The sequence below is a fragment of the Candidatus Nitrospira neuquenensis genome, assembly GCF_979578155.1.
Genome location: NZ_CEFZDU010000004.1, coordinates 42,163 through 66,347, shown reverse-complemented (window position 1 = coordinate 66,347; position 24,185 = coordinate 42,163). Strand labels below are relative to the sequence as shown.

Genomic DNA, 24,185 nt, shown 5'->3' with positions numbered 1-24,185 from the left:
TCCTTTCTCAGACTCGATTGGCCCCCTCTGAGTGTTTCCTCACCGTTCTCGGAGCGACGGCGGTCTTCATCAGTACCGTCGCCCCGCATGGCGGACCGACCGCGAAGGGCCCTCACAGCCCGGGGAGCGGCGGCACCACTCCCTGGATCGCGAGCGGCCTCACGGTGCAGGTCGGGCTTCCCGGCAGGGCCACGGCGTCACAGACCCGGAAATACCCCCACTGCCCCGCCTCCATGTAGGGCTGCCGGTGGTTGAGCCAGAGGTAGTTTCCGGCGAGCCCCGCCGACCCGCCCGCCCCATCCTTCAGATGGGCATCGATGACCTCCTCTCCTCCGAATTGATGGGACGACAGGAGGTCCGCGCCCGGCATGAACCGCTCCAGCGGCCATTCGTGGTTTTCGATGCTGAACACCTGGTTCTGCTCGTTCGAGGCCCCGAAGACGTGGAAGACGACCGGATCCCCGACGAAGGCCTGCAGGACCGGGGTCGGCGGATCGCCGAAGAGGTCCGCACGGAAGGCGTCCTCCGGCCCGAACGCCTGGCGCTGAGACAGCGCGGCGGCCTTGTAATTGACCCCCGTCAACCCCGCCACGTTCCGCACGTAGGGGATGGCGAAGTTCCCGATGTTTTCCGCCTCGTCCTGGAAGAACAGCGCGTAGTCCCTGTACCGATTGAAAATCGGCACCGTGACCGTCATCGCGTTCCGGTCCGGCGTCGTGCAGAACAACTGCGCGAGCGACGCCAGCGGCGTGGTATTGAGGAGGGCTTGCACCTGACAGAAGGTGTTGCCGATCTGGACCGGGCTGCCGATCGTCAGCGCGGGCCGCACGACGTCCACGGCCACACGGCTCTTCTTGGACACATCCTGCCCCGTGACCGGGTCGAAATACTGGGCCCCGGCCGGACCGATGATGATCGCCCCGAACAGCCCGTTCCTCGGGTTGTCCAAGGGATGGCCGAGATCACGGAGGAAGGAGCCTCCCTCCCCGAATTGCGGGTGGGCATAGAAGGTGTAGGTCCGCGACTCGCCCGGGCCCGCCGTCTGATCGAGGGGATTGTTCCCCACGTTCCCGCCGTAGGAATCGGCGGGATTGAAGGCCATCTTGTCCATGTGGAAGGACACCCGGCCCGACGCCATCTCGTTCTTCAGCGTGACGTTCACGCAGTCTCCGACATTGACGTGCAGGACCAAGGGTTGCGGTTGCAGGGTCCCGGCCAGGACGGCCGCCTTGTCCTCCGCCAGCACATAGACCCGTCCGGAAATGGTCGTCCCGTTGCCAAAGTCCAGGCTCTTGTCGATGGCGACCACGCTGAAAGACTTGAACGGCGCGGTCGGGGCGCAGGTGCCCGGCGGGATGGTCGGGATTGTCCGCCCCGGCAGCGGTTGGAGTTCACCGCTGGACTGACCGAAGACCCTCAGGATGCCCCAACTTCCCTCCCGAAGCTTGGACTTCCGGCCGTTGTAGAAGAGATAGTCGCCCGGCTTTTGTTGTGGGCCTCCTGCCGCCGGCACGACGAGGTCGTACCGCTCGGCGATGCCGATGTGCTGCGTATTCCTCGGCGTGGAGAGAGGACTGAAGCGCTCGCCCCGGAACCAATGGCCGTCCAGGTGGAAGGTATGGGTTTCGTGCGCCCCCGTCTGGTGCGCCCGGATCACCAACGGATCGCCCACGTAAGCCTTGAGCAGGTGGGTCTCCGGGTCGCCGTGGATCAGGCTGCTGAAGGCCCGGGAGGGATCGGCGAGGGCGAACCGGGGATTCAAGGGTTCCACCCGAAGGTTGAAGGAGCTGCCGGCCGCCGCCCCGAACCGGTTGACCTTGGTGGTCGGGTTGTCGTCCTGCATCAACATCACCAGCTCGCGGAACGAGCCGGTGACGTCCGTCGTCAGCCGTTCGTCGGTGTGGATGTCCGCCACGATCCCGCTCCGGATCGGCGCGCCGGTGGCCGGGTCGTGGTAGGTGGAGTCGTGCGGCTCCACGACCAGGACGCCGAACTGGCCGTGCTTCCATCCGACGATGCCGTTCGTGTGGTCGTGGAAATAGGTCGCCCCGAATTGGGCGTCGGCGTACCAGCGGGACCGCACGAACTCCACGCTGACGAATTCTCCGGCACCGTGGGAATTGCTCAGCGGCTTGGTGAGATTGATCGTGTTGCCGACGATGGAGGCGATCCGCTTCACCTCAAAGGTGCCGGGCTGCTCCATCCCGATCCCGATCTCCGTGTTGGGATGGAACCGGCTGGCATCCGCGACGGAGAGGCTCATGGTCCCCGAGGACGCGGAGGCCGCCAGCGTCGTGTTCATCGGCTGCTGCAACCCGGACTGGCCGAGGATCGTGAAGGGCCGGATGGCCCCTTCGTAGTTCATCCCCGAGGTCACCCCGTCCGTGCCCTGGTTGTCGAACTGGACGAAGTGGATGTGCAGGTTCGTCTTGCTCAAGAAGAAATTCTCGGCGCTGTCCTCGAGCTCGCTCTTGTACACGACGTCCACGCAGTCCCGCGCGTTCGCGCGAATGGCCAAGGGGACTTTTCGCGAATCATCCGCGAGCATCGCCGCCCGCTCCTCATGGAGCACGAACAGCTTGCCGTCCGGGTCAACCAGCCCGTTGCCGGCATTGAGCGGGATCGTCGTCGGCACCATGTGGATGCTGTAGAACTTGACCGGAGTGCCGGCCGGGTTTTCGGGACTCGACCCCGGACAGAGGCTCCAGAGGCCGTTTTCCCCCGGTCTCGCCGGCTCGGTGCTGCGCGTCCCGTCCGGGTTCAGGTGGATCGGCTCCAGGAACGGGGCGGGGCCGTGGTTGGGCGCAAAGGGGGGGCGCTTGCCCAGGTGCGGGCGCAGCCAGGGGTACGCCACCTTGCCCGTCGTCGGGTCGAACAGGATCGGGAACCGGGCTCCCGGGCTCTGCGGGGCATAGTTGACCCAGGTCTGGCTGGTTTCAGGCTCGTTCAGATACACATTCCCCACCCTCATCCAGTCCAAGACCGTCGCGTCGTAGGCCTGGATCTGTCCCGCCTCGGTCGCCGCATTCCCCGGCTTCCCCTGCGGCGGGAGCTGCATCTCGACCCAGTCGGCGATGTTGAACTCCGGCGGAGAGGCGGACAGGTTGGTCGGGCCACTGACGATCTTGTACTGGGTTCCGCTGATGCCGCCCTCCGTCTTGGTCGAGAACCAGTCGACGGTCTTGCCGATCAGCGCGCTGGAGTTGACGCCAGGCTTCATGTTCCCCGCGCGGCCCGGCAGCTCCTGCAGCGGCGGCATCGTGTCCGTGGAGGACGGCCCGTTCTGCAGCGTGTTGTACACGCGCCAGAACGACCACATCCCGCCGAGGTAGTGGTGAGCGACGTGGCAGTGCCACAGGAGGTCCCCGGCGACCTGCTGGCAGCCGCCGCTCCCGCATTCGTTTTCCTCGTCGTAGGTCTCGGAGGGGCCGATCGCCTGGGCGTCGACGAAGTCCGAGAAGCTCGGCGCGGGACGCCCCGGCTCCGGCGCGTCGGGGGTCATGGGCGGGAACTTGCTCAGACCGACATCGAAACGGGTATCGCCGGTCGCGGATTGCCGCTTCCAGCGGATCGACCCGCCGTGGAGGTGGTGGACGTGCCAGACCTCGGAGCCGCCGTGCACCAGTCGCCACTTCACGGGATCGCCCAGGTACGACCGTGGGATCGGCGTCGGCGGATCGCCGTTGGTGTAGGAGCCGTAAGACTCGGACTCATCGAAGAACCCGTGCTGCTGATTGATCAGCAACAGGCGATTGCGGAAGGGCTCGGCCCGGTAGTTCAAGGCGCGGCCGCCCGGCCGGTAGGCCGTCGTGATGAAGTCCTGCATGACCACGGGCTGGTTGGTCTTGGTGCGATGGACGAAATCGTCGGTTCCGACCTCGTGGTAGAAGATCACGAACTCGCGGAAGGCCTGCCCGCCGGGCGGCTGGATCGTGGCCAGCCAGCCGCTCTTGATCGGCTGGCCGGTCAGGGGATCGAGGTGGACGGAGCCGGCCTTCTCCACGATCACGGCGCCGAACAGGCCGTGCGACACCTGCTCGCGCATGTTGCCGTGGCTGTGGAAGTAGTAGGTGCCCTCCTGCGTGTCCGGCTTGACGTACCACTGGTAGGTGACCGACCCGCCCGGCGGCGCGATGCTGGCCGGGTTCGAGGCGATGGCCGGGACGTTCGGCCCGACGACGATCATGCTGGAGTTGTGGAGGTGAATGCTCGCCGACTCGCCGTTGCTCATGTTGTTGGTGAAGTTGAGGGTAAGGCACTCCCCCTGGTTCACGCGAATCGCGAGCGGGGTGATGATGTCGCCCTGCTGTCCGATGGAGACGGCGGGCTGGGCGAGGTTGGCGCGGGCGTCCCGGTTCTGCTGTTCCTCCTGCCGGGCCTTGACGATGTTCTCCGTGAGCACGTACATCCGGCCCAGCGGGTCGAAGTCCAGGAAGCGGTTCAGCGTGATCTCGATGTTGATGGCTGAGATGTTATAGGTGCGCGACTGGGCGCCGGGCGGGCAGGCGCCTCCGAGGAGCGACACCGTCTCGACGGAGGGATCGCGGGGGTAGAGGGACACCATCCCATGGCCGCCCATCCCTCCCTGCATGGGCACGCCCTCCGACATCTGATGCCCCATGGCGCTGGAGGCGAAGGGCGCGGCCGGATAGTCCTGGCGCAGCTTCTCTTGCAGTCGCTCGTGGAGGATCGGCCCCGCATCGGCCGTCTGAGGCGATTGGCCGGCGCCGACCTGCGCGTCGTGGATCCCGTGCCGATGAGCGTCCTCTGCGGCGGCCGCGCCGCCCCACCCGCCGACCGACAGCAACACCAGAGCCGACAAGCCCGCCGCGGCCGCAGCCACCCCTCGCCCCCGCCCGTTCTCCGGTCCCCTGAACCCGTCCTTCTGCACGCTGCGCTTCATCGCCACCCCCCTCTGGTCTTTCGGACTCTTCCCCGCCCCATCAACGGTTATCGCGAATAAATACCTACTTCCCTTCCCGGTCGCCGGGACAGTCATGGGGCCCAGCCTAGACGCGGAGGAACCGAGAGACAATTCACCAAATACGTTGCAACGGAACGGCTCCCCACCTGCTGGGGAAAGGAAGGTCCCGCATGACCGTCGGGGATTCCCGATGTCTTGTAATGGCATCGCCGGACAACGCCGGAGATGGCTTCGGCGGGTCAGTGCTGGACGAGAACGCCGATTCGGTGGACCTGGAGCGGCGACGGGCGTCGGGCCGGAGCGTCCGCACGGAAGACAATCCGTGCGGCGGGTGCAGGGGAATGACGGGCGGAGCGCACGACAGCACGCCCCGCTTATGGGGAGGGGGCGGCCGCCCGCTCAGTTGCGCTTGGCGTCCGAGGCGAGGATGCTTCTGATGATGGTCTTGAGGTTTTCCATGTCGAGCGGCTCGACCTTGATGTGGCCGTCGAGGACGATGGTCGGGGTGGATTCGACTTTCATCCGCTCGCCCAGCTTCTTGCCCTCCTGCACCGCCTTGGCCGGCTTGCCGCTGGCCAGACCGGCTTCGAAGGCCGCCGGGTCCAAGCCCACCTCCCTCGCCAGCGCGGCCCGCAGCACGCCGTCGAGCATCTCGAGCCGATCCTTGTGGATCGTGCGGAACAGAGCCTGCTTCATCTCGGGGCCCTTTCCCATCGCCCGCGCCTGCTCGTACATCTCGAAGGCGGTGGGAAGCTTCCCGCGGATCACGGGGAATCCGACCATGGTGATCTCCAGACGGTCGCCGAATTCCTTCTTGAGCTCCGGCACCGCGACCTGCTCGAAGAGGTGGCAATGCGGGCAATAGAAGTCGGCGAACTCGGTCATCTTGACCTTGCCGGGCACGTGGGTCGAGGGTTCCTTGAGCTCGACGTACTTCCCCTTTAGCTCGGCCGCGCCGGCCGCGCCGGCCCACGCCAGCGCCAGCACCGCCGCCGCGATCGCCGCCCACCGGCCTTCAATGCGATGTCGCTCCATGATCGCTCCGTGATGTCGTTCAACGGAGGCGGGGCGGCTCCTTGCCGCCCTGCCGGACGATCCGTTCAACCCGCTCGTCCTTCCCCCCCAACTCCAGGTAGCGGCGGTAGGAGACGAGCGCCTTCCCCGGCTCCTTCAAATGCAGCTCGTACAGCACGCCCAGGTTGTAGTGGGCCTCGGCGAAATCGGGCTTGAGGGCGATCGCCCGCCGGTAGGCCTCCTCCGCCTGGTCCAGCTTGTTGAGGCTCACGTAGGCGGCCCCGAGGTTCAGGTGCGCTTCCGCATATTCCGGCCTCAGCCGTACGACCTCGCGGAATTGTTCCACCGCCTCCGAGGATTTGCCCTGGCTCCTATAGATGAAGCCGAGGTTGTAATGGGCGTCCACCAAGTCCGGCTTGGCCGCGACCGCCTGCCGATAGGCCTCGGCGGCCCGCTCCAGATCGTTCCCGTGCTCCGCAATCCTCCCCAGGAGGTACCAGGCCTCCGCATCGCCCGCATGGACCCGCAGCAGCTTGGTCAGCAGGTCGGCCGCCTGTTGGTGGTCGCCGCGGCTGTCGAGGAGGTAGCCCAGGCTGTAGAGGGCGGCCTGGTGGTCCGGTCTGACTGTGAGCAGGTCCCGGTAAGCCTGGACGGCCTTGTCCACGGCCCGATCCTGTTCGTAGAGCCGGGCCAGGGCCAGCCGCGCCTCCTCGTCGCGCGGTTCGAGCTGGATCGCCCGGAGCAACGCCTGCTCCGCCTCGGCCGTCCTGCCCTGGGTCTGGTAGACCAGCGCCAGGTCGTAGGAGGCTCGCGGCAGTCGGGGATTGACCTGTAGCGCCTTCTGGATCTCCTCCACCGCCGCCCGGGGCTGCTTCTTTCCGTTGAAGTACACGAGACCCAGCAGGTGGTGGGCCTCCGCGAACTGGGGCTGGAGGGCGATGGCCTTCTTGAGGGCCTCGGCGGCGCCCTCATAGTCCCGTTGCTGGTACAGCGTAACCGCCTGCTGGTAGTGACGAGCGGCGGGGCCGGCCTGGCCTTCGGGCGCGGCGGCCCAGGCCGCGACGCAGGCCAGGAGGATCGACAGTCCGGCGCTCAGCCGGCACAGGCTCCTGGCTCCGACGCTGTCCACCAACCGCCTCTCCTCCGACCGCCGCCCGGCGCTGAGTGGCGACTATAAACGCAGCCTGGTGGGAAATCAACGCCGAGCCGCGGCGGCCTGTAGCATCCGTGGCTGCCATATCCGCTCCGCCCCATTGCGGGACATGACGGGCAGCCGCATTCCTGGCAGAGTCCGGCGCCGATGCGCCACGGACTCACCCGATACCTGGCTGCCGGTCTGGCCGCCGGTGGCTTGCTGGCGAGCGGGCCGATGGCGGCCCAGACGGCCGCCCACGCCGCCCGGCATGCGCACCACCAGGCGGCGGCCCACACCATCGCCGCTTGCGCCTGGCTCTGCGCAGCGGGGCAGGCGGAGACAACCGCCCCAGCCTCGCCGGACGGCCGGTCGGGCTTCAGCGCGGCTCCGGACCGCCCGGTGCTGTCTTGGCATGGAACCCCACCGCCTCCACCCCACCTCTCCCGCGGCCCGCCTCCTGCGCTCCCGTTCCGCGCGTGACCGCTCGGGGTCATGTCCTATGGCCCATTCACTATAACCCTAGGAGTTCGCCATGATACCCTCGAACCGTGCCACAGGCATCATCGTCGGAGGAGCGCTAGCTGTCGGACTGTTGGGAAGCGCCGGGACCGCGTTCGCGTTCCCGCATGAAACTAGGCTGGTCGGCCCGAACCAGGAATACCGCCTGATCGTGGGGTTCAAGGTCGAACCGGCGTTCGAGGACGCGGTCAACGGCCCGGACGTGATCGTGTCCCGGACCTCGGACGGCAAGCCGATTAACACGGATGCCGGCGACGTGTTCGACGTCCAGGTCGAGGTCCAGCTCCGGGACGAGGACGCGTTCCACTCCAACATCGTGCAGGCGGCCCCCCTGCTCGGAGGGCTCAAGAAGGCCTTCGGCACCCTCAATCGCTACCAGGGCCACTTCCGACCCACCGTGGACGGCCCCTACGCCTTCCGCCTGACCGGTACGATCGCCGACGCCAGCCAGCCCCTCGCCGGCCCCATCACCGTTGATGAAACGTTCGTCTGCGGCCACGGCTCGCTGACGCCCGGGCACGGGTTTGGCTGCGTGGGCGACCCCCAGCCGTTCCCACTCGGACACAAGGACAAAGGCGGGCGCGATAAGACCGGCTACGAGGACAATGACGGCGTGAACGAGTTCAAATAAGGAGGGGGACCGGCCCGGCGGAGGAGGGACGGCGTTCCACCGCAGGCCCGCCCGGCGGACGTCCGCCGGGCGGGCCTGGCGCGGAACCGGGCGCAGGGAGGCGCCACGCCGGTCCACGAGGAGATCACCGTCCCCCCAGGGCGAGCAGTTCCTCGCAAACCGAGTCCTCCTCGCGCTCAACGGCGGCGTCGCGCCGGCTGACCATCACGACGGAGACCGTCTCGCCGTTCTTCGTGATCGAAAACAGCTTGCCGTCCCTCGTCAAGACCCGCACGTGATCCTCGTCGAAGATCCGCACCAGGCCGACGCCGTTCGGTCCGCCGCCCTCGTACAGGTGCAGAAGCTGTTTGCCCAGACTCACCAGCATGCGCGTCCTCCTTCGTACCGGCCGGACGGAGGTCCAGGCCCGGCTTGGGGGGATGGGCTCCTGAAGACACGCCGGCCTCAGCGGATAATGACGAGCTTGCCCCCGGCTTGCGCCGACTGAAGCTGATCACGGTAGACGAAGGTGCTGCCCGACGTCGCGTAGAGCAGGTCGCTGATCGGAACCCCGATGTACTTGCTCTCACCCGGTTTCAGAACGAGCTGCGCCCGCAGCACGGTCGGCGCTTCAAAGGCGCCGTCCGCGGTCATGAAAAACCCCCGCTCCACAGCAGACTTGTTCGTCACCTTGAGCACGACCGGGCGACCGGGTCGCGTTTTCAGGTCCAGGATGGTGACGGGCGGATACCAGACCTTGACGCCGCCGATCTCCGTCGCGAAGAGCTCGGCATCCACCGGCAACTCGGAAAACGGTTGGCCGACCACCGACCCTGTCTCCAAGTCCCCCACCTCGACCCCGCCGGCCTGGTGGGCCCGGCCGGACGAAGAGACCACGACCACGAGACCCAGTATGAGCAGGACCGACACGACGTGCTGACGCATAGCGACCCTCCTTTGTGATAACCGACATGACGGGATGTCCTCACGACCCGAGGGTGTGAGGCTGCGGCGACGGACTGCACGGGGGGAGGCCGTCCTTTTCCAGAACCTGGCCTCCCCAAACCTGTTCGCCGACGATCAGAATCAACGCTTTCACCCGCTGGTGGTGATCGCCGAACATTCCGCTGGCGACGGCGATCACCTCGCGCGAGCCGTCCGGTTGCAGGCGGTCGGCCTCGATCGCCACGTGATACCGCGCAAACCCCTCGAACTCCTTGTTGAACACCTGCGCCCGCAGAAGTCGTTCGAGCCCTTGGTCCTCGGCCGCTGTCGGACGGACGGGGACGAGCACGCCGACCAGCATGAGCAACACGGCCACGGTTCGCATACCTCGTCTCTCCTTAGATGGGCGGCGGCCGATCGGCCGCCGCCCGCAGGACCCGATAAGGGAGGCAGGCCGGCCAGCCTACCGGGTCCCGATTCGCCGCTCGGAGCCGCCAGGTCCCTCCACGTGCACGCCCGCAGCGCGAAGGACTCCTCATGCCGGTGCACGACATCCCTCGCAGACCGCCTCCCGCCTTCTCCCCGGTTGATCCCCACAGCGCCTGATCACTTCATGGGCTCGGCCGTGCAGAACCACTCCACCCCCATCTTCGTCCCTTTCACACCCTTGACCGCGCCGAGGAGTGCGTCAACGTTCACCCTGCCGTCGTGGTCGACGAGGCATGCCCCTTGAGGCTCCTGAGGTCCACCCCCTTGACTCCCTTGACCTTCATCAACGGCTCGGTCAGCTCCCCCTCGATCCACCCAGACCTTGCAGCCCCACCCCATCGCCAGCGCCCGTTCGACGGCACCCGCCGACTGCTCCGGCTCCTCGGCGCCAGACCGGTACCGAACCAGCACGGTCCCGTGTTGGTTAACCTGCCACACCGAGGTGAACTGCCGCCCGCAATGAGCGAGACAACAACGCGGCTCGCGATCACGAGGGGCGCGGCCTGCTCGACGAGCGCAGGATGAGACGTTGTTCAGACCGAGGCGGTGGCGAAGAGAAGCGGCGGGGCGCGGGAGCGAAGCCGGGCGACGGTGCGAGCGAACAAGAGACAGGAGGCGACGACGCGGAGCCCGACGGCGACCAACGAGAAGGAGACCTCCGGAACCGATGGGGCCAGTCCTGGCTCAGAACTGGCCTGGCAGGCCCAGGCGCAGAGAGCCGAGTGGCCGGCGGGGATCGGATGGTTATGCCCGGCGGAGAAAGGCGCGCCGTGGCCGGCCGAGCACGCAAGGGCCAGGACGGCGAGGCCCAGATAGGCCCCCGCCACCAAGCCGATGATCAGTGGCAGCGTCCGTTTCATCCTCTCGACCGGCTGGCGACTCCGAAGGCAGCAAGAAACCCCATGGCAGCCCGACTCGGACCACTGTACATGGGGCACACCGGTCCGGTCTACCGATGGCTGCCCACCGCTGCTACGGACGGCCCAGCGGAATTCCCGAGGAGTCGGGCCCCGCCGGGCCGGCCCGCCCGACAGGCCGCGGTCCCCATGCAGCAATCCGCCGGGATTCGACGAGGTCCAGGACCGACCGGCGGAACACGCGCAGACTGCTCCGGCCGATCTTGGTCGCCTCCAGCCGGCCCTCCTCGATCCAGCGATAGATGGTCCAGCGGCTGACATTCAGCAATTCGGCGGCTTCCGTCACTCGGAGCAAAGGCCCCATCAGAACTTCCACTCCACCCCCGCGAACCCGCTCAGGCCCCAGGAGGGGTTGGCGTAGCGCAGGAAGGGGTCGTTGACGACCACGGCCCCGGCGTAGGTCTTGTTCGTCAGGTTCCGGCCCTCGGCGAAGAACCGGAGCTTCTCGTTCACGTCCCAGCCGGCCTTCGCGTGCATGACGTAGTAGGCCGGCGCCTTCGCCGTGTTGAGGTAATTGACGTAAGTGCCCTCCGGCACCCATTCGAAGTTGGGCGCCACCCACCAGCCCTTGGGGTGGTCGTAGCGGATCTCCCCGGCGAGGCTGTACTGGGGCATGCCCGCGACCCAGTTGCCGCTCGCCGCGATCAACTGGAGAGGGCCGCCGGCCGTCGTGGCCGCGAAGACGTCCTGCGTGAACACGAACCGCGACCAGGTGAACATGGCCCGCGTCGTGATCTGGTCGTTGTCCCGGCCCGGCCCCTTGGCGAAGATGCCCCGGCCGGCCACCATCGCCCCGCCCATCTCGATTCCCGTGTGGCGGGTGTTGTTCGCGTTCATGAACGTGTTGCTGTTGTTGACGATGTTCGTGAGGATCTCCTTCCGCATTTCCAGGTCATAGACCGTGAAGTCCCACTGGTAGCGGCCGTCCGCCGTCTTGCCCCGGTGCCCCAGCTCGAACTGCCAGGCCCATTGCGCGTCCAGGTTCAGGAAGCCGGTGTTCGCCGTCCCGTTGGGGTTGAAGGCCGAGGTCAGCTCCACGTTGATCGGCGCCTCGTAGGCCTGGCTCGCGTTGAAGTAGAGCTGCGAGGTCGGGGTCGTCCGGTACACGATCCCGAACTTGGGGTTGATCCGGTTGAAGTGGGCCAGGGGGTTCTGCGTGCTCGTCAAGGTGGAGGGTGCGTTCTGCGTGGGAGCGCCCACCGGGCTGTAGTTTTGCAGGACGCCCTGCCGACCCATGTAGTCCCAGCGCCCGCCAACGAGGATGGTCAGGTCCTCGTGGATATCCAGGGCGTTCTCCAGGTAGGTGCCGAAATAGGTGCTGCGCAGGAAGGCGTTCTGCGTCAGGGCGCCGTTGCTGCCGTTGATGTTCACGAACCGGCGCTGGTGCTGGTTCTCGTAGCGGGACTGCTGGCCGATGACGAAGCTGTTGTTCATCCCGAACAGGCGATTCCGGTTGTTGTACCGGACCTCGCCGCCGACGTTGGCGTTTTCCTGCCGGATCACCTGGAAAATGGGATGGTTCAGGTACTGGTACTGGTAGTAGGGGATCAGCTCGATGAACTGGTTGGCCCCCATCTCGTAGCGGTAGGCCATGCCGATGCGCTCCAGGGCGTAGTACCGCCCGTACTTGCAGGCCTCGTTGTTCAGGTTGCAGGAGAAGAAGGTGCCCCCGCTGGGGTTGGCGCCGGGGGTCTGACCGCCGGCCTGCCGGCGGTCGGCGAAGAGCTGTCCGGTGGTGAGCGCGCCGGGGATGCGCTCTGCGATGTTCGCCTGCAGGATGTAGAACCGCGCCTCCTGGTGCTCGCCCAGTTTCAGGCCGATGTTGGCGTTGAGGCGCTCGCGGGCCTGCTGGCTGTTGTTCTGGAAGCCGTCCATGTGGTAGCCGGACAGGCTCACGTAGTAGTCGGCCGTCGTGTTCAGGTTGCCGACCTTGAAGGGCTGGGTCACCTTGCCGCTGGAGACCTGCCCCTTGTAGAGCCCCCAGCTTCCCCCCTCGGCCCTCGCCTGGAAGAAGGAGGAGGAGTAGCCGGTCCTCGGCACGAAGTTGATCGCGCCGCCGATCGTGTCCGCCCCGAACCGGAGCGCGTTGGCCCCCTTGTAGACCTCGATCCGCTCGTAGGCCATGAGGTCGATGGACTCAAAGTCGGAGAACCCATCCGCGTCGCCGAAATAGATGCCGTTGATCAGGATGTTGAGCCCGCGGTTGTGAAAATTGTTCCGCAGCGTCGTCCCGCGGATCAGGAACTGCCCCTCGTCCGCCCCGAATCGCGACTGGAAGCGGACGCCGGGGGCGAACTGGAGGACGTCCTGCAGGTTCAGCGTGCGCGATTCCGTGATCTCCTTCTCCTCGATCATGATGGTGCTCGTGCCCCGACGCGCCATCTCGGCCTTCACGTCCTCGACGTTCTCAATCTTCTTGCCCTGGACGTCGACCGGCTCCATCGCCACCACGACATCCTCGCCCGGAGGCGTCTGCGCCCCCTCCTCAGCCGTCGCCGCCGCGCCCTCCGCGATCATCCCCGCCAGGACGAGCCACCCCAGCAGGAAGACACGGAGCCGGGGCGGCCTGACACATGGCACACCCATGGCCCCCTCCGTACCATTGTCGGTTAATCCGCAATATGACGGTGGCTTAGACGACCGGACGGAGGGGAGGGCCGCGGGTCAGGGCCGCTCCCGAGGGGCGTACCACGGGCGTGGTCGCGGCGAGGATGGCCAGCAGGAGATGAACGAGGATGAGCGGCAGGGAGAGCGTGCCGGCGATCAGCGTGCCGGCGGAGTTCGCCTGGCAGGCCCAGGCGCAGAGGGCGGAGTGCAGGGCGGTCGCGGCATGGTGATGGTGGCCCGCGTGGTCGCCCGGACAGAGGGCCGAGGCGGTCATCAGGCCGAGATAGAGGGCCAGGGCCAGGAGGCTTGCGGTGGTCCGTCCTCGTCTCACGGCGCGCCCTCCGCCAGGCTCCGGATCAGCGCCACCGCCTCGGGGCTGTCCCAGTCGCGCGGGCCCACCGCCCGTCCGATCACCCGCCCGTCCTTGCCGATCAGCACGGTGGTCGGAAGCCCCCGCACCCGGTAGGCGTCCGACACGTCCCGGTCCCGATCCAGGAGGACGGGCACGTGGAGCGCCAGGTCGTCCAGGAAGGTCCGGATCTCCTTGGGCCGGATGTCCGCGGTCACGGTCAGGAGGTCGAACCCCGTCTGGCCGAGCCGGGACCGAAGTCGGTCCAGCGACGGCATCTCTTCCTTGCAGGGCCCGCACCAAGCGGCCCAGAAATTCACCAGCACCACCTTGCCGGTCATGGCGTCCAAGCGGATGTCCCGCCCATCCAGCGTCTTGAGGGTGAACGCCGGCGCCGGCTCACCGGCGCCCGCCCGGCTCAGCTTGAGGGGAAGCAGGGGGTCGGACGCGGCGGCCCCCTCCGCGTCGAAGGAGGCAAGCAGGGCCCCGGCCAACAGGACGCAGGCCCGGAGCCGGGTCCCTCCGATATGCTGCCGCCCCTTCATGTCACCGCCCCCGCCCCGCGGCGGCCATACGGGCTTCTCCCGCCAGGCGCGCGGTCTGCACGAGGGTCTTGCGGCCGAGGAGCCCCTGCTCGGTCCAGGCCAGCACCGCCTCGCCGCTCGCACTGACGGCGACCGCCGGGCTGTGGGCCTTGCCTTCGCTGACGCGCTGCGGGCGGCTGAAGGTCTTTCCGCGGTCGCGGGAATAGCTGACCACGACCTCGCGGCGCACGGGGGACTGCTCCTCCCAGGCGACCACGACCAGTCCGTCCTGGTTCACCGCCATCTGCGGGTGGTCCGGGAAGGTCCCCTTGGAGGTGTTCAGCGCGCGCTTCGGCGAGAAGGTCTTGCCCCGATCGTCCGACCAGGCCAGGTACACGGCCGGGGTTTCATCGGCGCCCTCGGTGTACCAGACGACGTACAGCCGCCCCTCGCGATCCACCCCGAGAGACGCGGGCCGGTGCGGGCAGGCCGGAAAGGCCCAGCGGTCGTGCCCGACGATGACCGCCTCGGAGAAGGTGCGGCCTCCGTCGGTGGACCGGGCGACGACGGTTTCCCGAATGTCGCCCGCGAACACCTTCCGCCAGGCTACGTAGACCGTGCCGTCCGGCCCGGTCGCCACCGCGGTCCGGCAGCAGACGCAAGTCTCGTCGTCCACCTTCAGGTTCTTCGCGACATGACGGCCCGAGTCGGCGGAACGGGCGACGAAGGTGGCCGGCTCCTTCTTGCCCTCGCGGCCGTCGATCCAGGCCAGGTGCACCGTCCCGTCCGGAGCCACGGCGAGGTGGTCGAAGGAGTGGCCGGTCACGACCGGATCGTCGTTGACCGGCACCGGGGGGTCGAACGACCGTCCGCGATCCGTCGAACGACTCAGCTTCAGGAGGCTGGCGAAGGGCTGGCCGTCCGCCTTCGGATGGGAAGCGGACCAGGACACGAACAGCTCGCCGCCCCGCCCGAGGGCCAGGGCCGGGGCCAGGTGAAGCCCGGCCACGGGCATGTCCGCCGGGTTGACCTGCGCGGGCGTCGCCTCCGGGGCCGCGCCCCGGTCGAGCGGCAGGTAATAGAGGTTGCGGGCGCCGCCGGCCTCCTCCTGGATCCAGGCCAGGTGCACCGTGCCCCCGTCATCCACCAGCACGGAGGGCGCGGACACGGCCCTCGCCCCGTGGTCGATCGTCCGCCGCAGCTCCAGGCGCAGCAGGCCGTCGGATCCGGTCGGGTCGGCCGCCACCGCCGGCCCCCCGCACATGGCGAGCGCGAGCGCCGCCAACAGGGCACGAACCATGGGCGTCCCCCTACTTGAAGACCACCTTCGCCACGGCGGCGGCCGGCAGGTCCACCTGGCCGAAGTCCGACTCGCCCCGAAAGCTGCCGGCGATCGCGAGGGTGAACTCGCCCGTCTTGCCGTTCACCAGGGTCACGACGTAGGTCGGACCGGCCTTGTCGGCCCCCGGCTTCACGTCGATCTGCTTGATGGTCTCGAAGCGCACGTGGATGGTCGCGGTGCCCCGCTTGACGGGAAGCTGGCGCACCTCGTGGGGGACGAAGGCGGTCTCGCTCACCCGCTCCTCCCAGTAGAACACGAGGTTCTTGACCTCGGTCTCCACGTTCTGCGCATCCGTCACGACCGCGGTGAACTGCCTCTCGCCCTTGTGCTGCGCCAGGGCCCCCTCGCCCACCGCCCCCCAGAACCAGAGGAACGTGCCGAGCGCCGCGACCAGCACGGCCACCCGCAGTCCTCCCTCACCACGTCCTTCACGAACCCCGCATCCCGCCATCTTCGTCGCCCCCCTCCGGTCTCCACCACGGCTTGGCCCGCGCCGGCGTCGCCGCGACGCCGGCGCGCCCTTCACCGATCCAGCCGGTAATTGATCGGCACCTGCACGACGACCTGCGGTCGTCCCAACGGATGCTTGAGCTTCAAGGGGCACGCCTGCCGGATGATCTCCAGCGCATCGCGATCCAGCACCTCGTGGCCCGAGCTCTCCACCACGTCCAATGCCTTGAGATGTCCCTCGTCGTTGATCACCACCCGGAGGACGACGCGGCCCTCCATCCGCTTCACCCGCGCCTCATGCGGGTATCGCTTCAGCTCATGGACCCTGTGCCAGAGCGACTCGGCCAGCCAGCCGTAGTCCGCCTTGGGCGTCGGGCGAGCCATGGCCACCCGATCGCCGGCCGGCGCCGGCTCCGCCGCCGGCGTGGCCGGGGAGGGGCTCGGCGCGACGGCCGGTCGCTCCTGCGGCGCCGGCGACACCGGCGCGGCCGCCCTCTCGACCACCGGCTTCGTCACGGGCACCGGCTCGGCATGCCGGACCGGCGCCGCGGAAGCCACGACCGGGGGCGCCGGGGCCGTGACGGGCTGGGGGATCTCCACCGGCTTGGGAGCGGGTGCGGCCTGGGGCGCGGCGGCCGGGGCGGGTTTCGCCGCCTCGACCGGTTGGACGGACGCCTCGTGGCGGGTCGGGGCCGCAACAGGCTCGGTCCGGACCGGCTGGGCCTCGTGCACCTCCGTCGCCGCGTGGCGGTGGACCGCGGCGGACTCCACCGGCCGACTCACCTCCACCCGCTGCTCCGGCTGCACGGTCGCCTGCACGAGCGGCTCGACCGCCTTGACTTCCCGGCGAACGACCTGCTCGACGGGCTTGACCGCCTCCACCGTCCGCAGCGGCTCGGCGGCCCGCACGACCGGCCGGGTTTCGGCCGGCGTCGGCGGCGGAGTCGGCGCGGGCCGCACGGGCGCCGGCTCGGCGGGCGCCGCCGCCTCCGCCTGCGTCTCCGCGGGCGGCTGCACCAGCGCGACGTTCCACCGGAAGGGCTCCGGCTGCGGCACGAGCCTCAGGTCCGAGACGAGCGCGAAGGCGGCGGAGATGGCCATCCCATGGATGAACGCCGAGACGCCCCACCCGCTCCAGTAGGGCCTGGACCCGTACACCGAATCCAAGGGCAGCCGGTTCATGACCGTTCCACCTCCAGGCTCACCTGCTTGAAGCCAAGCCCCCGCACCTGGTCCACCACGTTCACGAACCGCTCCAGCAGCGTCACGCGGTCCGCGCGGACGACCACGAGCGACTCCCGCGGGTGCGGCGCGAGGTCGGCCTTCAGGCTCTCCTCGCTGACCGGCCGCTCGTTTAAGAAGAGACGGCCGTCGCTGGTGATCGTGATGACCAGGGGCACGTCCTGCCGGTCGCCGGCCTCGCTCGCCTTCGCCAGGTCCACCGGAATCTGGCCCGTCGTGATGAAGGTGGCCGTGGTCAGGACGATGACCAGGAGCACCAGCATCACGTCCACGAGCGGAATGACGTTGATCTGGTCCAGTTCACGCTCCATGGCGCACCTTGTAGAGGGTCAACAGCTCGTTCACCCGGCGGCGCAGGACGTTGTTCAGCACCACGCAGGGAATCGCCACCAGCAGCCCGACCGCCGTGGCCTTGAGCGCGAGGCTCAGCCCCACCATGATCGTGCTCACCGCCATGGTCCCCGAGGTCCCCATCGTGTGGAACGTCAGCATGATCCCCAGCACCGTCCCCAGCAGGCCGATATAGGGCGCGTTCGCCGCGACCGTTCCGATCACGACGAGCCGCTTGGTCAGCGCGATCTCGAACAGCTGCGGGCTGGTGAACTGCGCCATGTCCACGCGGCGGTAGAAGGCCCACCGCTCCGCCGCCACCGCGACCGCCCAGAGGCTGAGGGCGAGCAGCAGCCCGATCACCCCGTAATCCACGAGTACCTTCACACCTTCCATGACTTCTTCCCCCACTCCTTAACTGTCCCAAGACCTATTCCCCGGCTCCGGGAACCCGGCCCCTCTGCAGGGGGCGCGAGGCCGCGAGGCCTCCCGCGACGCCTAGGCCCCGAGGCGGCCGGCCTCAGACGATCCCGGGCCGAGGAGGAGAACGGGAGCAGCGGGGAGACGACAGGACGATCGGCAGGGGATGAGCCGGAGCGAGCTCGGCCGCCGACACGACCACGAACCGCCGGGGCGAGCTGTCCTCCAAGGCCTCCAGCGATTCGCCCGCCACGTGGAACCAGGCGCAGGCGGCCGGGGCATGGGCCGTCGCCTCGTGGCGCAGATGCTCCATGGCGTGACCCACGGCCTGCAGGGACACGAAGACCTGCAGCAGCGCGAAGCAGCCGGCGAGGCACCACGCCGTCATCGAGCGCCCGATGGGAGTCATGGTGATCGAAGGGCCGCCGTCCGCGGCGCCGACTGGCCCTGGATGCGGCCGACGACTTCCTGGATCTTCTCCTCGGTCAGCAGACCGCCCTTAATGTACTCCTGCACCACGCCTTTTTCATCCACAAACACGCTCACTGGAAGGCCGTAGACGCCGTACTGGTTGGCTACCCGATTGTCCCGGTCCAGGAGCACCGTGAACGTATGGCGGTACGCCTGAATGTGCTCCCGGACCTTGGCCTCGTCCTCGAGCTCGTTGACGGCCAGGACGACGAAGTTCCGATCCTTGAGCCGGTCGTACACGGCCTGCATGGCGGGCATCTCCGTCGTGCAGGGTTTACACCAGGTCGCCCAGAAATTCAGGAGCACGACCTTGCCCCGGTATCCGCTCAGGCTCTGCGTCCACCCCTGCAGGTCGGTCAGGGTGAACTCCGGCGCCGGCATGCCGACCACGGGTACCCGCTCCCCCATCCCCCAGAGCATCCCCTGCGTCGGCCCGAGCAGGACCAGCGCCAGTACCGCCGACCCCACCGCCCCCTTGATGATCCGTCCGTTCATGGCCCGACCCTCCCGTGGCGGGGACGCGTCACGCCCCCGGAACCTGGAAGTAGTGCGTCATCCCGAAGGTGTAGCTGACGCCCTGCGCCAGGTTGTTGTTGAAGTCCTGCGCGATCGGAATCTGCGAGTAGAAGTAGAGCTGCGTACGATCCCAGACATTCACCATGAACCCCGGCGTGAAGGCCAGGAACGTGGAGCCGGTGTTCGGCACCGCCCGGTTTCGGATCGCGGGATCGAGCACGATCGGGTCGCCGGGAAAGCCGGGGCTGCCGGGCGTCTGGGACTGCAGGAGCGAGGCGCTCATGTTGCTGTGGACCATGTAGCGGTAGTTGAACTGGCCGGTCAGCACGAGCCAGGGCACCGTCACCAGGTTCAGGCCCCCGTTGAGCAGGTACTCGTCGCCGAACTGGTATCCCACGTTGTTCCGGAACGTATGCCGGTAGGACGCGAACGAAAACTGATTCAACCGGTGGGGGATCAGCTCGTAGGTCTGGTAGATCGAGCCGATCAGCCCCACCTGGCCGCGGCCGAGCTGGGTCGACGCCTCCATGACGCCGCCGCCGGAGTCGAGGGCGTTCCAGGTCCCGGTGGGCAGCTCCACGCCGAACCCCGCGACGACCATGCTGCGCAGCGTCGGCAGCAGGTTGTACTTGGCGGTCAGGCGCAGGTCGCCGATCCCCGTCCGCGAGAAATCCACGTCGTTGCCCGCCCCGCCGTTCGTCTCGCCCAGGCCGTCGATATGGTGGTGGATGCGGCTCAACAACGGGAGGGTGATCTCGAAGCCGAACCGGTCCGTCACTCCGTAATTCAGGTCGAACGTCGCGGTCTGGGTGATCGTGTTGACCTCCAGATGGTGGTCCAGGATCATCTGGCGCTGGTTCTGATCCACGGCCGGAATGACGCCGGTGCTCCCCTTGGGAAGCCCCATCGGCGTGTAGGTATAGAACAGGTTCATCGTCAGCAGCCCCTTCTGCGGGATCTGCTGTTGCGAGCCGATGACGATGAAACAGGTCACGCTGCCGCAGGCGGCTTCTGCCCGAAACGGAAACGCGACCAGCCAGACGAGCGCGCACAGAAACCATCCCAGCCCCGGCCGCGGGGCCGTTCCCCGACATCTCATGGTCCCTCCCCCTTCCGAAGCCGCCGAGTCGCGGCCGGCGCGACCGGCTTCGCTCGAATCCGTCGGCGTCTGAGGTTGCCGATCCTGCCGATTCCACCGGCCCGAACCGGCGGAGCGTCGGCCTCGCCCCTCAGGCGAGCAACGCATCGCAGGGCCCGGAGCGGCAACCGCGCGTTGGAGATATTAGAGGGAGAGGGCGGGAGGCCCGCGTGAAGGGGCGACGACCCGGACGGCATCAACCCACTCGTCGCTCCGGGGAACGGAGAGGACCTCCAGCGGGGCGAGGGTGACCGGCAAGGCAACCGTCAGGCCCTCGAGCACCTGTCCGGCGGAGCAGACCCACGTACACACGGCCGTCGCGTGAGTCGCCGCCTTGTGATGGGCGTGCTCAAGCTCGTGCTGGACCAGCAGTCCGTTGGCGGCCCCGCCGACGGCCAGCAGGCAGAGCACCAAGCTGAAGGCGATGAGACGTTGCGGCTTGAGCACCATGAGCAATCGAACCCCTCGACCGGAGCGATCCTAGCCCGGTAAAACCCTCTATGTCAACCGGTTCTCCCGTGTTCCGGTTTCGTCACTTCCGGGGCCCCGCCTTCGTCGAGTGACCCGCCGTCCCCGGCGATGCTGTTGTTTCCGGGCCGGTTTACGGTATACTGCGCTGGGTCAAGGACCATCACCGGAATCCGGACCAGGCACACCGACCATGCTCGTTCGTCTCCTCAACATCCTCTTCGGCAGCAAAAACGATCGGGAAATCAAGAAAATCAGACCCCTGGTCGAGCAGATCGGCGCCCTGGAGCCGTCGCTCGTCGGCCTGACCGACGCCCAGCTTACGGAGAAATCGGAGGGCTTCCGCAAGCGACTGGCCGAGGGGGAGCCGCTGGATGACCTCCTCCCCGAGGCCTTCGCCGTTTGCCGGGAGGTGTCCAAGCGCCGCCTCGGCATGCGCCACTTCGACGTCCAGCTCCTCGGCGGCATCGTCCTGCACAGGGGCCGCATCGCCGAGATGAAGACCGGCGAGGGCAAGACCCTCGTCGCCACGCTGCCGCTGTACCTGAACGCGCTGACCGGCAAGGGCGCCCACCTGGTCACGGTCAACGACTACCTGGCCAAGCGCGACGCCCAGTGGATGGGGCCGCTCTACCATGCGCTCGGCCTCTCGGTCGGCGTGATCCAGCACGACGCCTCGTTCCTGTTCGACCCGGCCTACGACGCCGCCGACAAGCGGCTCCAGCACCTGCGGCCCTGCACGAGGCAGGAGGCCTACCGGGCGGACATCACCTACGGGACCAACAACGAGTTCGGGTTCGACTACCTGCGCGACAACCTCATCGTCACCGACATCGGCCAGTGCGTCCAGCGCGAGCTGCACTACGCGATCGTGGACGAGGTGGACAGCATCCTGATCGACGAGGCGCGCACGCCGCTCATCATCTCGGGCCCGACGAACGAGTCCACGGACCTCTATTACCGGATCAACGCGATCATCCCCTCGCTCAAGCGCGACCGGGACTACACGATCGAGGAGAAGACCAAGACCGCCGCGCTGACCGAGGAGGGCAACGCCCGTGTCGAGAAGCTGCTGGGCGTGGACAACCTCTACGACCTCGCCCACATGAACCTGGTCCACCACGTCATCAAGGCGCTGCAGGCCCACGCGCTGTACCGGCGGGACGTGGACTACGTCGTCAAGGACGGCGAGGTCATCATCGTGGACGAGTTCACCGGCCGGCTCATGCCGGGGCGGCGGTGGAGCGACGGCCTGCACCAGGCCGTGGAGGCGAAGGAAGGCGTCAAGATCGCCAACGAGAACCAGACCCTCGCCTCGATCACCTTCCAGAATTACTTCCGGATGTACCGGAAGCTGGCCGGCATGACCGGCACGGCGGACACCGAGGCCGGCGAGTTCGCCAAGATCTACAACCTCGACGTCAACGTCATCCCGACCAACCGCCCGATGATCCGGAAGGACTTCGCGGACGTCGTCTACCGGACCGAGCGGGAGAAGTTCGACGCCATCGTCGAGGAGATCAAGGACTGCTACGAGCGCGGCCAGCCGGTCCTGGTCGGCACGATCTCGATCGAGAAGTCCGAGCGCCTGTCGGGCCACCTGAGCCGCCACGGCGTCAAGCACCACGTCCTGAACGCCAAGTACCACGAGAAGGAGGCGGAGGTCATCGCCCAGGCCGGCCGCAAGGGCGCGGTCACGATCGCCACCAACATGGCCGGCCGCGGCACGGACATTCTCTTGGGCGGCAACCCGGACTTCCTGTTCAAGCGGGTCCTCTACCAGGACGAGGCGGGTACGTTGACCGAGGAACAGAAGAGGAAGATCTTCGACGAGATCAAGGCCGACTGCGACGCGAACAAGCGCGAGGTTCTGGAGCTGGGCGGCCTGCACATCCTCGGCACGGAGCGGCACGAGAGCCGCCGCATCGACAACCAGCTCCGCGGCCGGGCCGGGCGCCAGGGCGACCCCGGCTCTTCCCGCTTCTACCTCTCGCTCGAAGACGACCTCATGCGCATCTTCGCCTCCGAGCGCGTCTCGCAGCTCATGCTCAAGCTCGGCATGGAGGAGGGGGTGCCCATCGAGCACGGCATGGTCACCCGCGCCATCGCCAACGCGCAGAAGAAGGTCGAGGCCCACAACTTCGAGATCCGAAAGCAGCTCCTCGAGTACGACGACGTGATGAACAAGCAGCGCGAGGTGATCTACCAGCACCGCCGCGCCATCCTCACGGGCGAGGACCTCTCCGAGGAAATTCAGGGGATGATGGCCGACTTGGTGGACGCGCTCGTGACCGTGTACTGCCCGGCGGACCAGTACCCCGAGGAGTGGGACACGCCGGGGATGATCGAGGCGCTGCAGACCCAGTTCGGGCCGGAGCTCCTGGCGATCGAGCCGGTGACCGCCGAGGACCTCCGCAACCTCGGCCGGGACGCGCTCCGCGAGGACCTGCTGGACCGCGTGAAGCGCCTCTACCGCCGCAAGGAGGAGGAGCTGGGCGCCGACCTTCTCCGGTACCTGGAGAAGGCCGTGCTGCTCCAGGTCATCGACCACCACTGGAAGGACCACCTGCTGGCCATGGACCAGCTCCGCGACGGAATCGGGCTGCGCGGCTACGGCCAGAAGGACCCGCTGATCGAGTACAAGCGGGAGGGGTTCGACCTGTTCGCGGCCATGATGGAGCGGATCAAGGCCGACGCCGTGGACCGGCTCTTCCGCGTCCAGGCCGTCCGCGGCGAAGCCCCGCCCCCGACGGTGCAGCCCCCGCCGGCCGTCCGCATCAGCCTCAACCGCGGCGAAGAGCCGGCCGCCCCGCAGGCCGCCCACCGCCCCCAGGACAAGGTCGGCCGCAACGATCCCTGCCCCTGCGGCTCCGGCAAGAAGTACAAGAAGTGCCACGGGCGGTAAGCCCGCACCCGCCGGGCAATGGGGCGCTCACCGCAGCCTGGCCCGCTTCAGCGGCGCGTTCATCCCCTGCGGGCGCACGCGCCATCGAGACGGACCGCCCTCCTGCCCCCTTCCGCGGGCAGAATCCTCTCCAGGACGATGTCGTGCTCCCGCCCGCCTGGCCGCGCCGAGGCGTGCGGCCAGGCCCCTTTCAGCCGCGAATCCGCCTGCCTGTGCGGACACGCAGACAGGCGATTGCAGCAGAAGCGTTCATGAATCATGCGGGCTAGCGCCCGCCTCCGCTCGGATCCACGTCGTCCGGCAGGCATTCGTAGCGCAGGCCCTTCATGACCGGTCGCCCGCCCCGGCCCTTCTCGGTGTAGAAGACCGCCTCGCCCCCTTTGTCCACGCTCGCGCCGAGGGGCGCCAGCGCGTTGAGCAGGGCCTGGACCTGCTCGCGCAGCTTCCGCTCGCAGGCCGCTTCGGAGTCGGCCGTGGAGAGCCTGCTCCACATCCCGGTCATCCGGCGGCCGTCCACGCTCTCGGAGGCATAGACCCACAGCGTCCACGCGACGGCCACGCCGAGCAGGGACGCCAGCGGTTGCCGGGCCGCGCCCATCGGCTCTCCCTTTACGGCTCCTCCGGCAGGGCGATCGGTCCAGCCCACTCGCCCTTGGCCAGCGCCACCTCCTGGAAGCCGCCGTCCGGCCACTGGAAGTAGCCCGCCTCGTCCACCTGGACGATGAGGGGGTCGGCCTCGGCGGCCTCGCCGCGATACCAGTACCATCCGGCTTTCAAGGGTTTTTCGGCGGTCCACGCAAGCGTACCCATGGCCGTGCGCCTCCCGTTCCAATCGACTCCTGGCCTATCCGCCTCCTCTCCGTCAAGGAA

24 protein-coding genes are annotated in these 24,185 nt (G+C 67.9%); 2 read left to right on the top strand and 22 right to left on the bottom strand.

Translation table 11 applies throughout. From position 1 onward, the window contains the following. Positions 1 to 112 precede the first annotated feature (112 nt). From AC1U7O_RS02250 to AC1U7O_RS02240, 3 genes are all read right to left on the bottom strand, one after another. Positions 113 to 4,903 (bottom strand): multicopper oxidase domain-containing protein, encoded by a 4,791-nt coding sequence (locus tag AC1U7O_RS02250; RefSeq protein WP_479892942.1) that lies wholly within the window; start codon positions 4,901 to 4,903, stop codon positions 113 to 115. A 420-nt stretch (positions 4,904 to 5,323) separates the two neighbouring features. Next, positions 5,324 to 5,959 (bottom strand): DsbA family protein, encoded by a 636-nt coding sequence (locus tag AC1U7O_RS02245; protein ID WP_479892941.1) that lies wholly within the window; start codon positions 5,957 to 5,959, stop codon positions 5,324 to 5,326. Positions 5,960 to 5,978: 19 nt separating this feature from the next. Beyond that, positions 5,979 to 7,067, bottom strand: coding sequence for a tetratricopeptide repeat protein (locus AC1U7O_RS02240; RefSeq protein ID WP_479892940.1), 1,089 nt, complete (start codon positions 7,065 to 7,067; stop codon positions 5,979 to 5,981). Between the two features lie 538 nt (positions 7,068 to 7,605). Between AC1U7O_RS02240 and AC1U7O_RS02235 the strand changes: the two genes are divergently transcribed. Further along, positions 7,606 to 8,223 carry a hypothetical protein gene (locus AC1U7O_RS02235; RefSeq protein ID WP_479892939.1) on the top strand — a complete coding sequence of 206 codons (618 nt, stop codon included), beginning with the start codon at positions 7,606 to 7,608 and terminating at the stop codon, positions 8,221 to 8,223. Positions 8,224 to 8,347: 124 nt separating this feature from the next. On the opposite strand, the gene AC1U7O_RS02230 is transcribed toward AC1U7O_RS02235, so the two are convergent. The 17 genes from AC1U7O_RS02230 to AC1U7O_RS02150 all read right to left on the bottom strand — a co-directional run bounded on the left by AC1U7O_RS02230 (position 8,348) and on the right by AC1U7O_RS02150 (position 20,392). Further along, complete coding sequence (locus AC1U7O_RS02230) at positions 8,348 to 8,590, bottom strand: hypothetical protein (protein ID WP_479892938.1); 243 nt, start codon at positions 8,588 to 8,590, stop codon at positions 8,348 to 8,350. A gap of 77 nt (positions 8,591 to 8,667) precedes the next feature. Further along, positions 8,668 to 9,147, bottom strand: a complete 480-nt coding sequence (locus AC1U7O_RS02225; RefSeq protein WP_479892937.1) for a hypothetical protein — start codon at positions 9,145 to 9,147, stop codon at positions 8,668 to 8,670. 40 nt (positions 9,148 to 9,187) lie between these two features. Continuing rightward, a complete protein-coding gene (locus AC1U7O_RS02220) occupies positions 9,188 to 9,532 on the bottom strand; it encodes a hypothetical protein (RefSeq protein WP_479892936.1) in 345 nt (114 codons plus the stop codon). A gap of 637 nt (positions 9,533 to 10,169) precedes the next feature. Next, positions 10,170 to 10,496 carry a hypothetical protein gene (locus AC1U7O_RS02215; RefSeq protein ID WP_479892935.1) on the bottom strand — a complete coding sequence of 109 codons (327 nt, stop codon included), beginning with the start codon at positions 10,494 to 10,496 and terminating at the stop codon, positions 10,170 to 10,172. 112 nt (positions 10,497 to 10,608) lie between these two features. Further along, positions 10,609 to 10,857 (bottom strand): helix-turn-helix domain-containing protein, encoded by a 249-nt coding sequence (locus AC1U7O_RS02210; protein WP_479892934.1) that lies wholly within the window; start codon positions 10,855 to 10,857, stop codon positions 10,609 to 10,611. Continuing rightward, positions 10,857 to 13,139 (bottom strand): TonB-dependent receptor family protein, encoded by a 2,283-nt coding sequence (locus AC1U7O_RS02205; protein ID WP_479892933.1) that lies wholly within the window; start codon positions 13,137 to 13,139, stop codon positions 10,857 to 10,859. The genes AC1U7O_RS02210 and AC1U7O_RS02205 overlap by 1 nt, the downstream gene beginning before the upstream one ends. 46 nt (positions 13,140 to 13,185) lie before the next feature. Next, a complete protein-coding gene (locus AC1U7O_RS02200; RefSeq protein ID WP_479892932.1) occupies positions 13,186 to 13,491 on the bottom strand; it encodes a hypothetical protein in 306 nt (101 codons plus the stop codon). Continuing rightward, complete coding sequence (locus tag AC1U7O_RS02195; protein WP_479892931.1) at positions 13,488 to 14,054, bottom strand: TlpA family protein disulfide reductase; 567 nt, start codon at positions 14,052 to 14,054, stop codon at positions 13,488 to 13,490. The genes AC1U7O_RS02200 and AC1U7O_RS02195 overlap by 4 nt, the downstream gene beginning before the upstream one ends. A gap of 1 nt (position 14,055) precedes the next feature. Further along, the gene (locus AC1U7O_RS02190; protein WP_479892930.1) at positions 14,056 to 15,333 is read right to left on the bottom strand and encodes a sialidase family protein; all 1,278 of its coding nucleotides are present in this window, start codon (positions 15,331 to 15,333) and stop codon (positions 14,056 to 14,058) included. A 10-nt stretch (positions 15,334 to 15,343) separates the two neighbouring features. Beyond that, positions 15,344 to 15,778 (bottom strand): hypothetical protein, encoded by a 435-nt coding sequence (locus AC1U7O_RS02185; RefSeq protein ID WP_479892929.1) that lies wholly within the window; start codon positions 15,776 to 15,778, stop codon positions 15,344 to 15,346. 119 nt (positions 15,779 to 15,897) lie between these two features. Then, positions 15,898 to 17,007, bottom strand: coding sequence for an energy transducer TonB (locus AC1U7O_RS02180; RefSeq protein ID WP_479892928.1), 1,110 nt, complete (start codon positions 17,005 to 17,007; stop codon positions 15,898 to 15,900). Beyond that, positions 17,004 to 17,378: a biopolymer transporter ExbD gene (locus AC1U7O_RS02175; RefSeq protein WP_479892927.1), complete on the bottom strand. Its 375-nt coding sequence runs from the start codon at positions 17,376 to 17,378 to the stop codon at positions 17,004 to 17,006. The genes AC1U7O_RS02180 and AC1U7O_RS02175 overlap by 4 nt, the downstream gene beginning before the upstream one ends. Then, positions 17,368 to 17,793, bottom strand: a complete 426-nt coding sequence (gene exbB / locus AC1U7O_RS02170; protein ID WP_479892926.1) for a TonB-system energizer ExbB — start codon at positions 17,791 to 17,793, stop codon at positions 17,368 to 17,370. Before exbB ends, AC1U7O_RS02175 begins: the two co-directional genes overlap by 11 nt. Before the next feature lie 124 nt (positions 17,794 to 17,917). Then, on the bottom strand, positions 17,918 to 18,205 hold the full coding sequence (locus AC1U7O_RS02165; RefSeq protein ID WP_479892925.1) for a hypothetical protein: 288 nt from the start codon (positions 18,203 to 18,205) through the stop codon (positions 17,918 to 17,920). A 17-nt stretch (positions 18,206 to 18,222) separates the two neighbouring features. Continuing rightward, positions 18,223 to 18,783, bottom strand: coding sequence for a peroxiredoxin family protein (locus AC1U7O_RS02160; protein WP_479892924.1), 561 nt, complete (start codon positions 18,781 to 18,783; stop codon positions 18,223 to 18,225). Between the two features lie 28 nt (positions 18,784 to 18,811). Further along, positions 18,812 to 19,903 (bottom strand): transporter, encoded by a 1,092-nt coding sequence (locus tag AC1U7O_RS02155; RefSeq protein ID WP_479892923.1) that lies wholly within the window; start codon positions 19,901 to 19,903, stop codon positions 18,812 to 18,814. A 183-nt stretch (positions 19,904 to 20,086) separates the two neighbouring features. Continuing rightward, positions 20,087 to 20,392, bottom strand: a complete 306-nt coding sequence (locus AC1U7O_RS02150; RefSeq protein WP_479892922.1) for a hypothetical protein — start codon at positions 20,390 to 20,392, stop codon at positions 20,087 to 20,089. A 211-nt stretch (positions 20,393 to 20,603) separates the two neighbouring features. Here AC1U7O_RS02150 and secA point away from each other — a divergent pair, with 211 nt between their 5' ends. Next, complete coding sequence (gene secA / locus AC1U7O_RS02145; RefSeq protein WP_479892921.1) at positions 20,604 to 23,315, top strand: preprotein translocase subunit SecA; 2,712 nt, start codon at positions 20,604 to 20,606, stop codon at positions 23,313 to 23,315. Between the two features lie 265 nt (positions 23,316 to 23,580). On the opposite strand, the gene AC1U7O_RS02140 is transcribed toward secA, so the two are convergent. Continuing rightward, positions 23,581 to 23,913, bottom strand: a complete 333-nt coding sequence (locus AC1U7O_RS02140; RefSeq protein WP_479892920.1) for a hypothetical protein — start codon at positions 23,911 to 23,913, stop codon at positions 23,581 to 23,583. 11 nt (positions 23,914 to 23,924) lie between these two features. Then, positions 23,925 to 24,125 carry a hypothetical protein gene (locus AC1U7O_RS02135; protein ID WP_479892919.1) on the bottom strand — a complete coding sequence of 67 codons (201 nt, stop codon included), beginning with the start codon at positions 24,123 to 24,125 and terminating at the stop codon, positions 23,925 to 23,927. Between the last annotated feature and the right edge of the window lie 60 nt (positions 24,126 to 24,185).

Bases quoted from the DNA above. Each gene is read 5' to 3' on its own strand.
- AC1U7O_RS02250 (WP_479892942.1), bottom strand. From the start codon at position 4,903: ATGAAGCGCAGCGTGCAGAAGGACGGGTTCAGGGGACCGGAGAACGGG.
- AC1U7O_RS02245 (WP_479892941.1), bottom strand. From the start codon at position 5,959: ATGGAGCGACATCGCATTGAAGGCCGGTGGGCGGCGATCGCGGCGGCG.
- AC1U7O_RS02235 (WP_479892939.1), top strand. From the start codon at position 7,606: ATGATACCCTCGAACCGTGCCACAGGCATCATCGTCGGAGGAGCGCTA.
- AC1U7O_RS02230 (WP_479892938.1), bottom strand. From the start codon at position 8,590: ATGCTGGTGAGTCTGGGCAAACAGCTTCTGCACCTGTACGAGGGCGGC.
- AC1U7O_RS02225 (WP_479892937.1), bottom strand. From the start codon at position 9,147: ATGCGTCAGCACGTCGTGTCGGTCCTGCTCATACTGGGTCTCGTGGTC.
- AC1U7O_RS02220 (WP_479892936.1), bottom strand. From the start codon at position 9,532: ATGCGAACCGTGGCCGTGTTGCTCATGCTGGTCGGCGTGCTCGTCCCC.
- AC1U7O_RS02215 (WP_479892935.1), bottom strand. From the start codon at position 10,496: ATGAAACGGACGCTGCCACTGATCATCGGCTTGGTGGCGGGGGCCTAT.
- AC1U7O_RS02210 (WP_479892934.1), bottom strand. From the start codon at position 10,857: ATGGGGCCTTTGCTCCGAGTGACGGAAGCCGCCGAATTGCTGAATGTC.
- AC1U7O_RS02205 (WP_479892933.1), bottom strand. From the start codon at position 13,139: ATGGGTGTGCCATGTGTCAGGCCGCCCCGGCTCCGTGTCTTCCTGCTG.
- AC1U7O_RS02195 (WP_479892931.1), bottom strand. From the start codon at position 14,054: ATGAAGGGGCGGCAGCATATCGGAGGGACCCGGCTCCGGGCCTGCGTC.
- AC1U7O_RS02190 (WP_479892930.1), bottom strand. From the start codon at position 15,333: ATGGTTCGTGCCCTGTTGGCGGCGCTCGCGCTCGCCATGTGCGGGGGG.
- AC1U7O_RS02180 (WP_479892928.1), bottom strand. From the start codon at position 17,007: ATGAACCGGCTGCCCTTGGATTCGGTGTACGGGTCCAGGCCCTACTGG.
- AC1U7O_RS02175 (WP_479892927.1), bottom strand. From the start codon at position 17,378: ATGGAGCGTGAACTGGACCAGATCAACGTCATTCCGCTCGTGGACGTG.
- exbB (WP_479892926.1), bottom strand. From the start codon at position 17,793: ATGGAAGGTGTGAAGGTACTCGTGGATTACGGGGTGATCGGGCTGCTG.
- AC1U7O_RS02165 (WP_479892925.1), bottom strand. From the start codon at position 18,205: ATGACGGCGTGGTGCCTCGCCGGCTGCTTCGCGCTGCTGCAGGTCTTC.
- AC1U7O_RS02160 (WP_479892924.1), bottom strand. From the start codon at position 18,783: ATGAACGGACGGATCATCAAGGGGGCGGTGGGGTCGGCGGTACTGGCG.
- AC1U7O_RS02155 (WP_479892923.1), bottom strand. From the start codon at position 19,903: ATGAGATGTCGGGGAACGGCCCCGCGGCCGGGGCTGGGATGGTTTCTG.
- AC1U7O_RS02150 (WP_479892922.1), bottom strand. From the start codon at position 20,392: ATGGTGCTCAAGCCGCAACGTCTCATCGCCTTCAGCTTGGTGCTCTGC.
- secA (WP_479892921.1), top strand. From the start codon at position 20,604: ATGCTCGTTCGTCTCCTCAACATCCTCTTCGGCAGCAAAAACGATCGG.
- AC1U7O_RS02140 (WP_479892920.1), bottom strand. From the start codon at position 23,913: ATGGGCGCGGCCCGGCAACCGCTGGCGTCCCTGCTCGGCGTGGCCGTC.
- AC1U7O_RS02135 (WP_479892919.1), bottom strand. From the start codon at position 24,125: ATGGGTACGCTTGCGTGGACCGCCGAAAAACCCTTGAAAGCCGGATGG.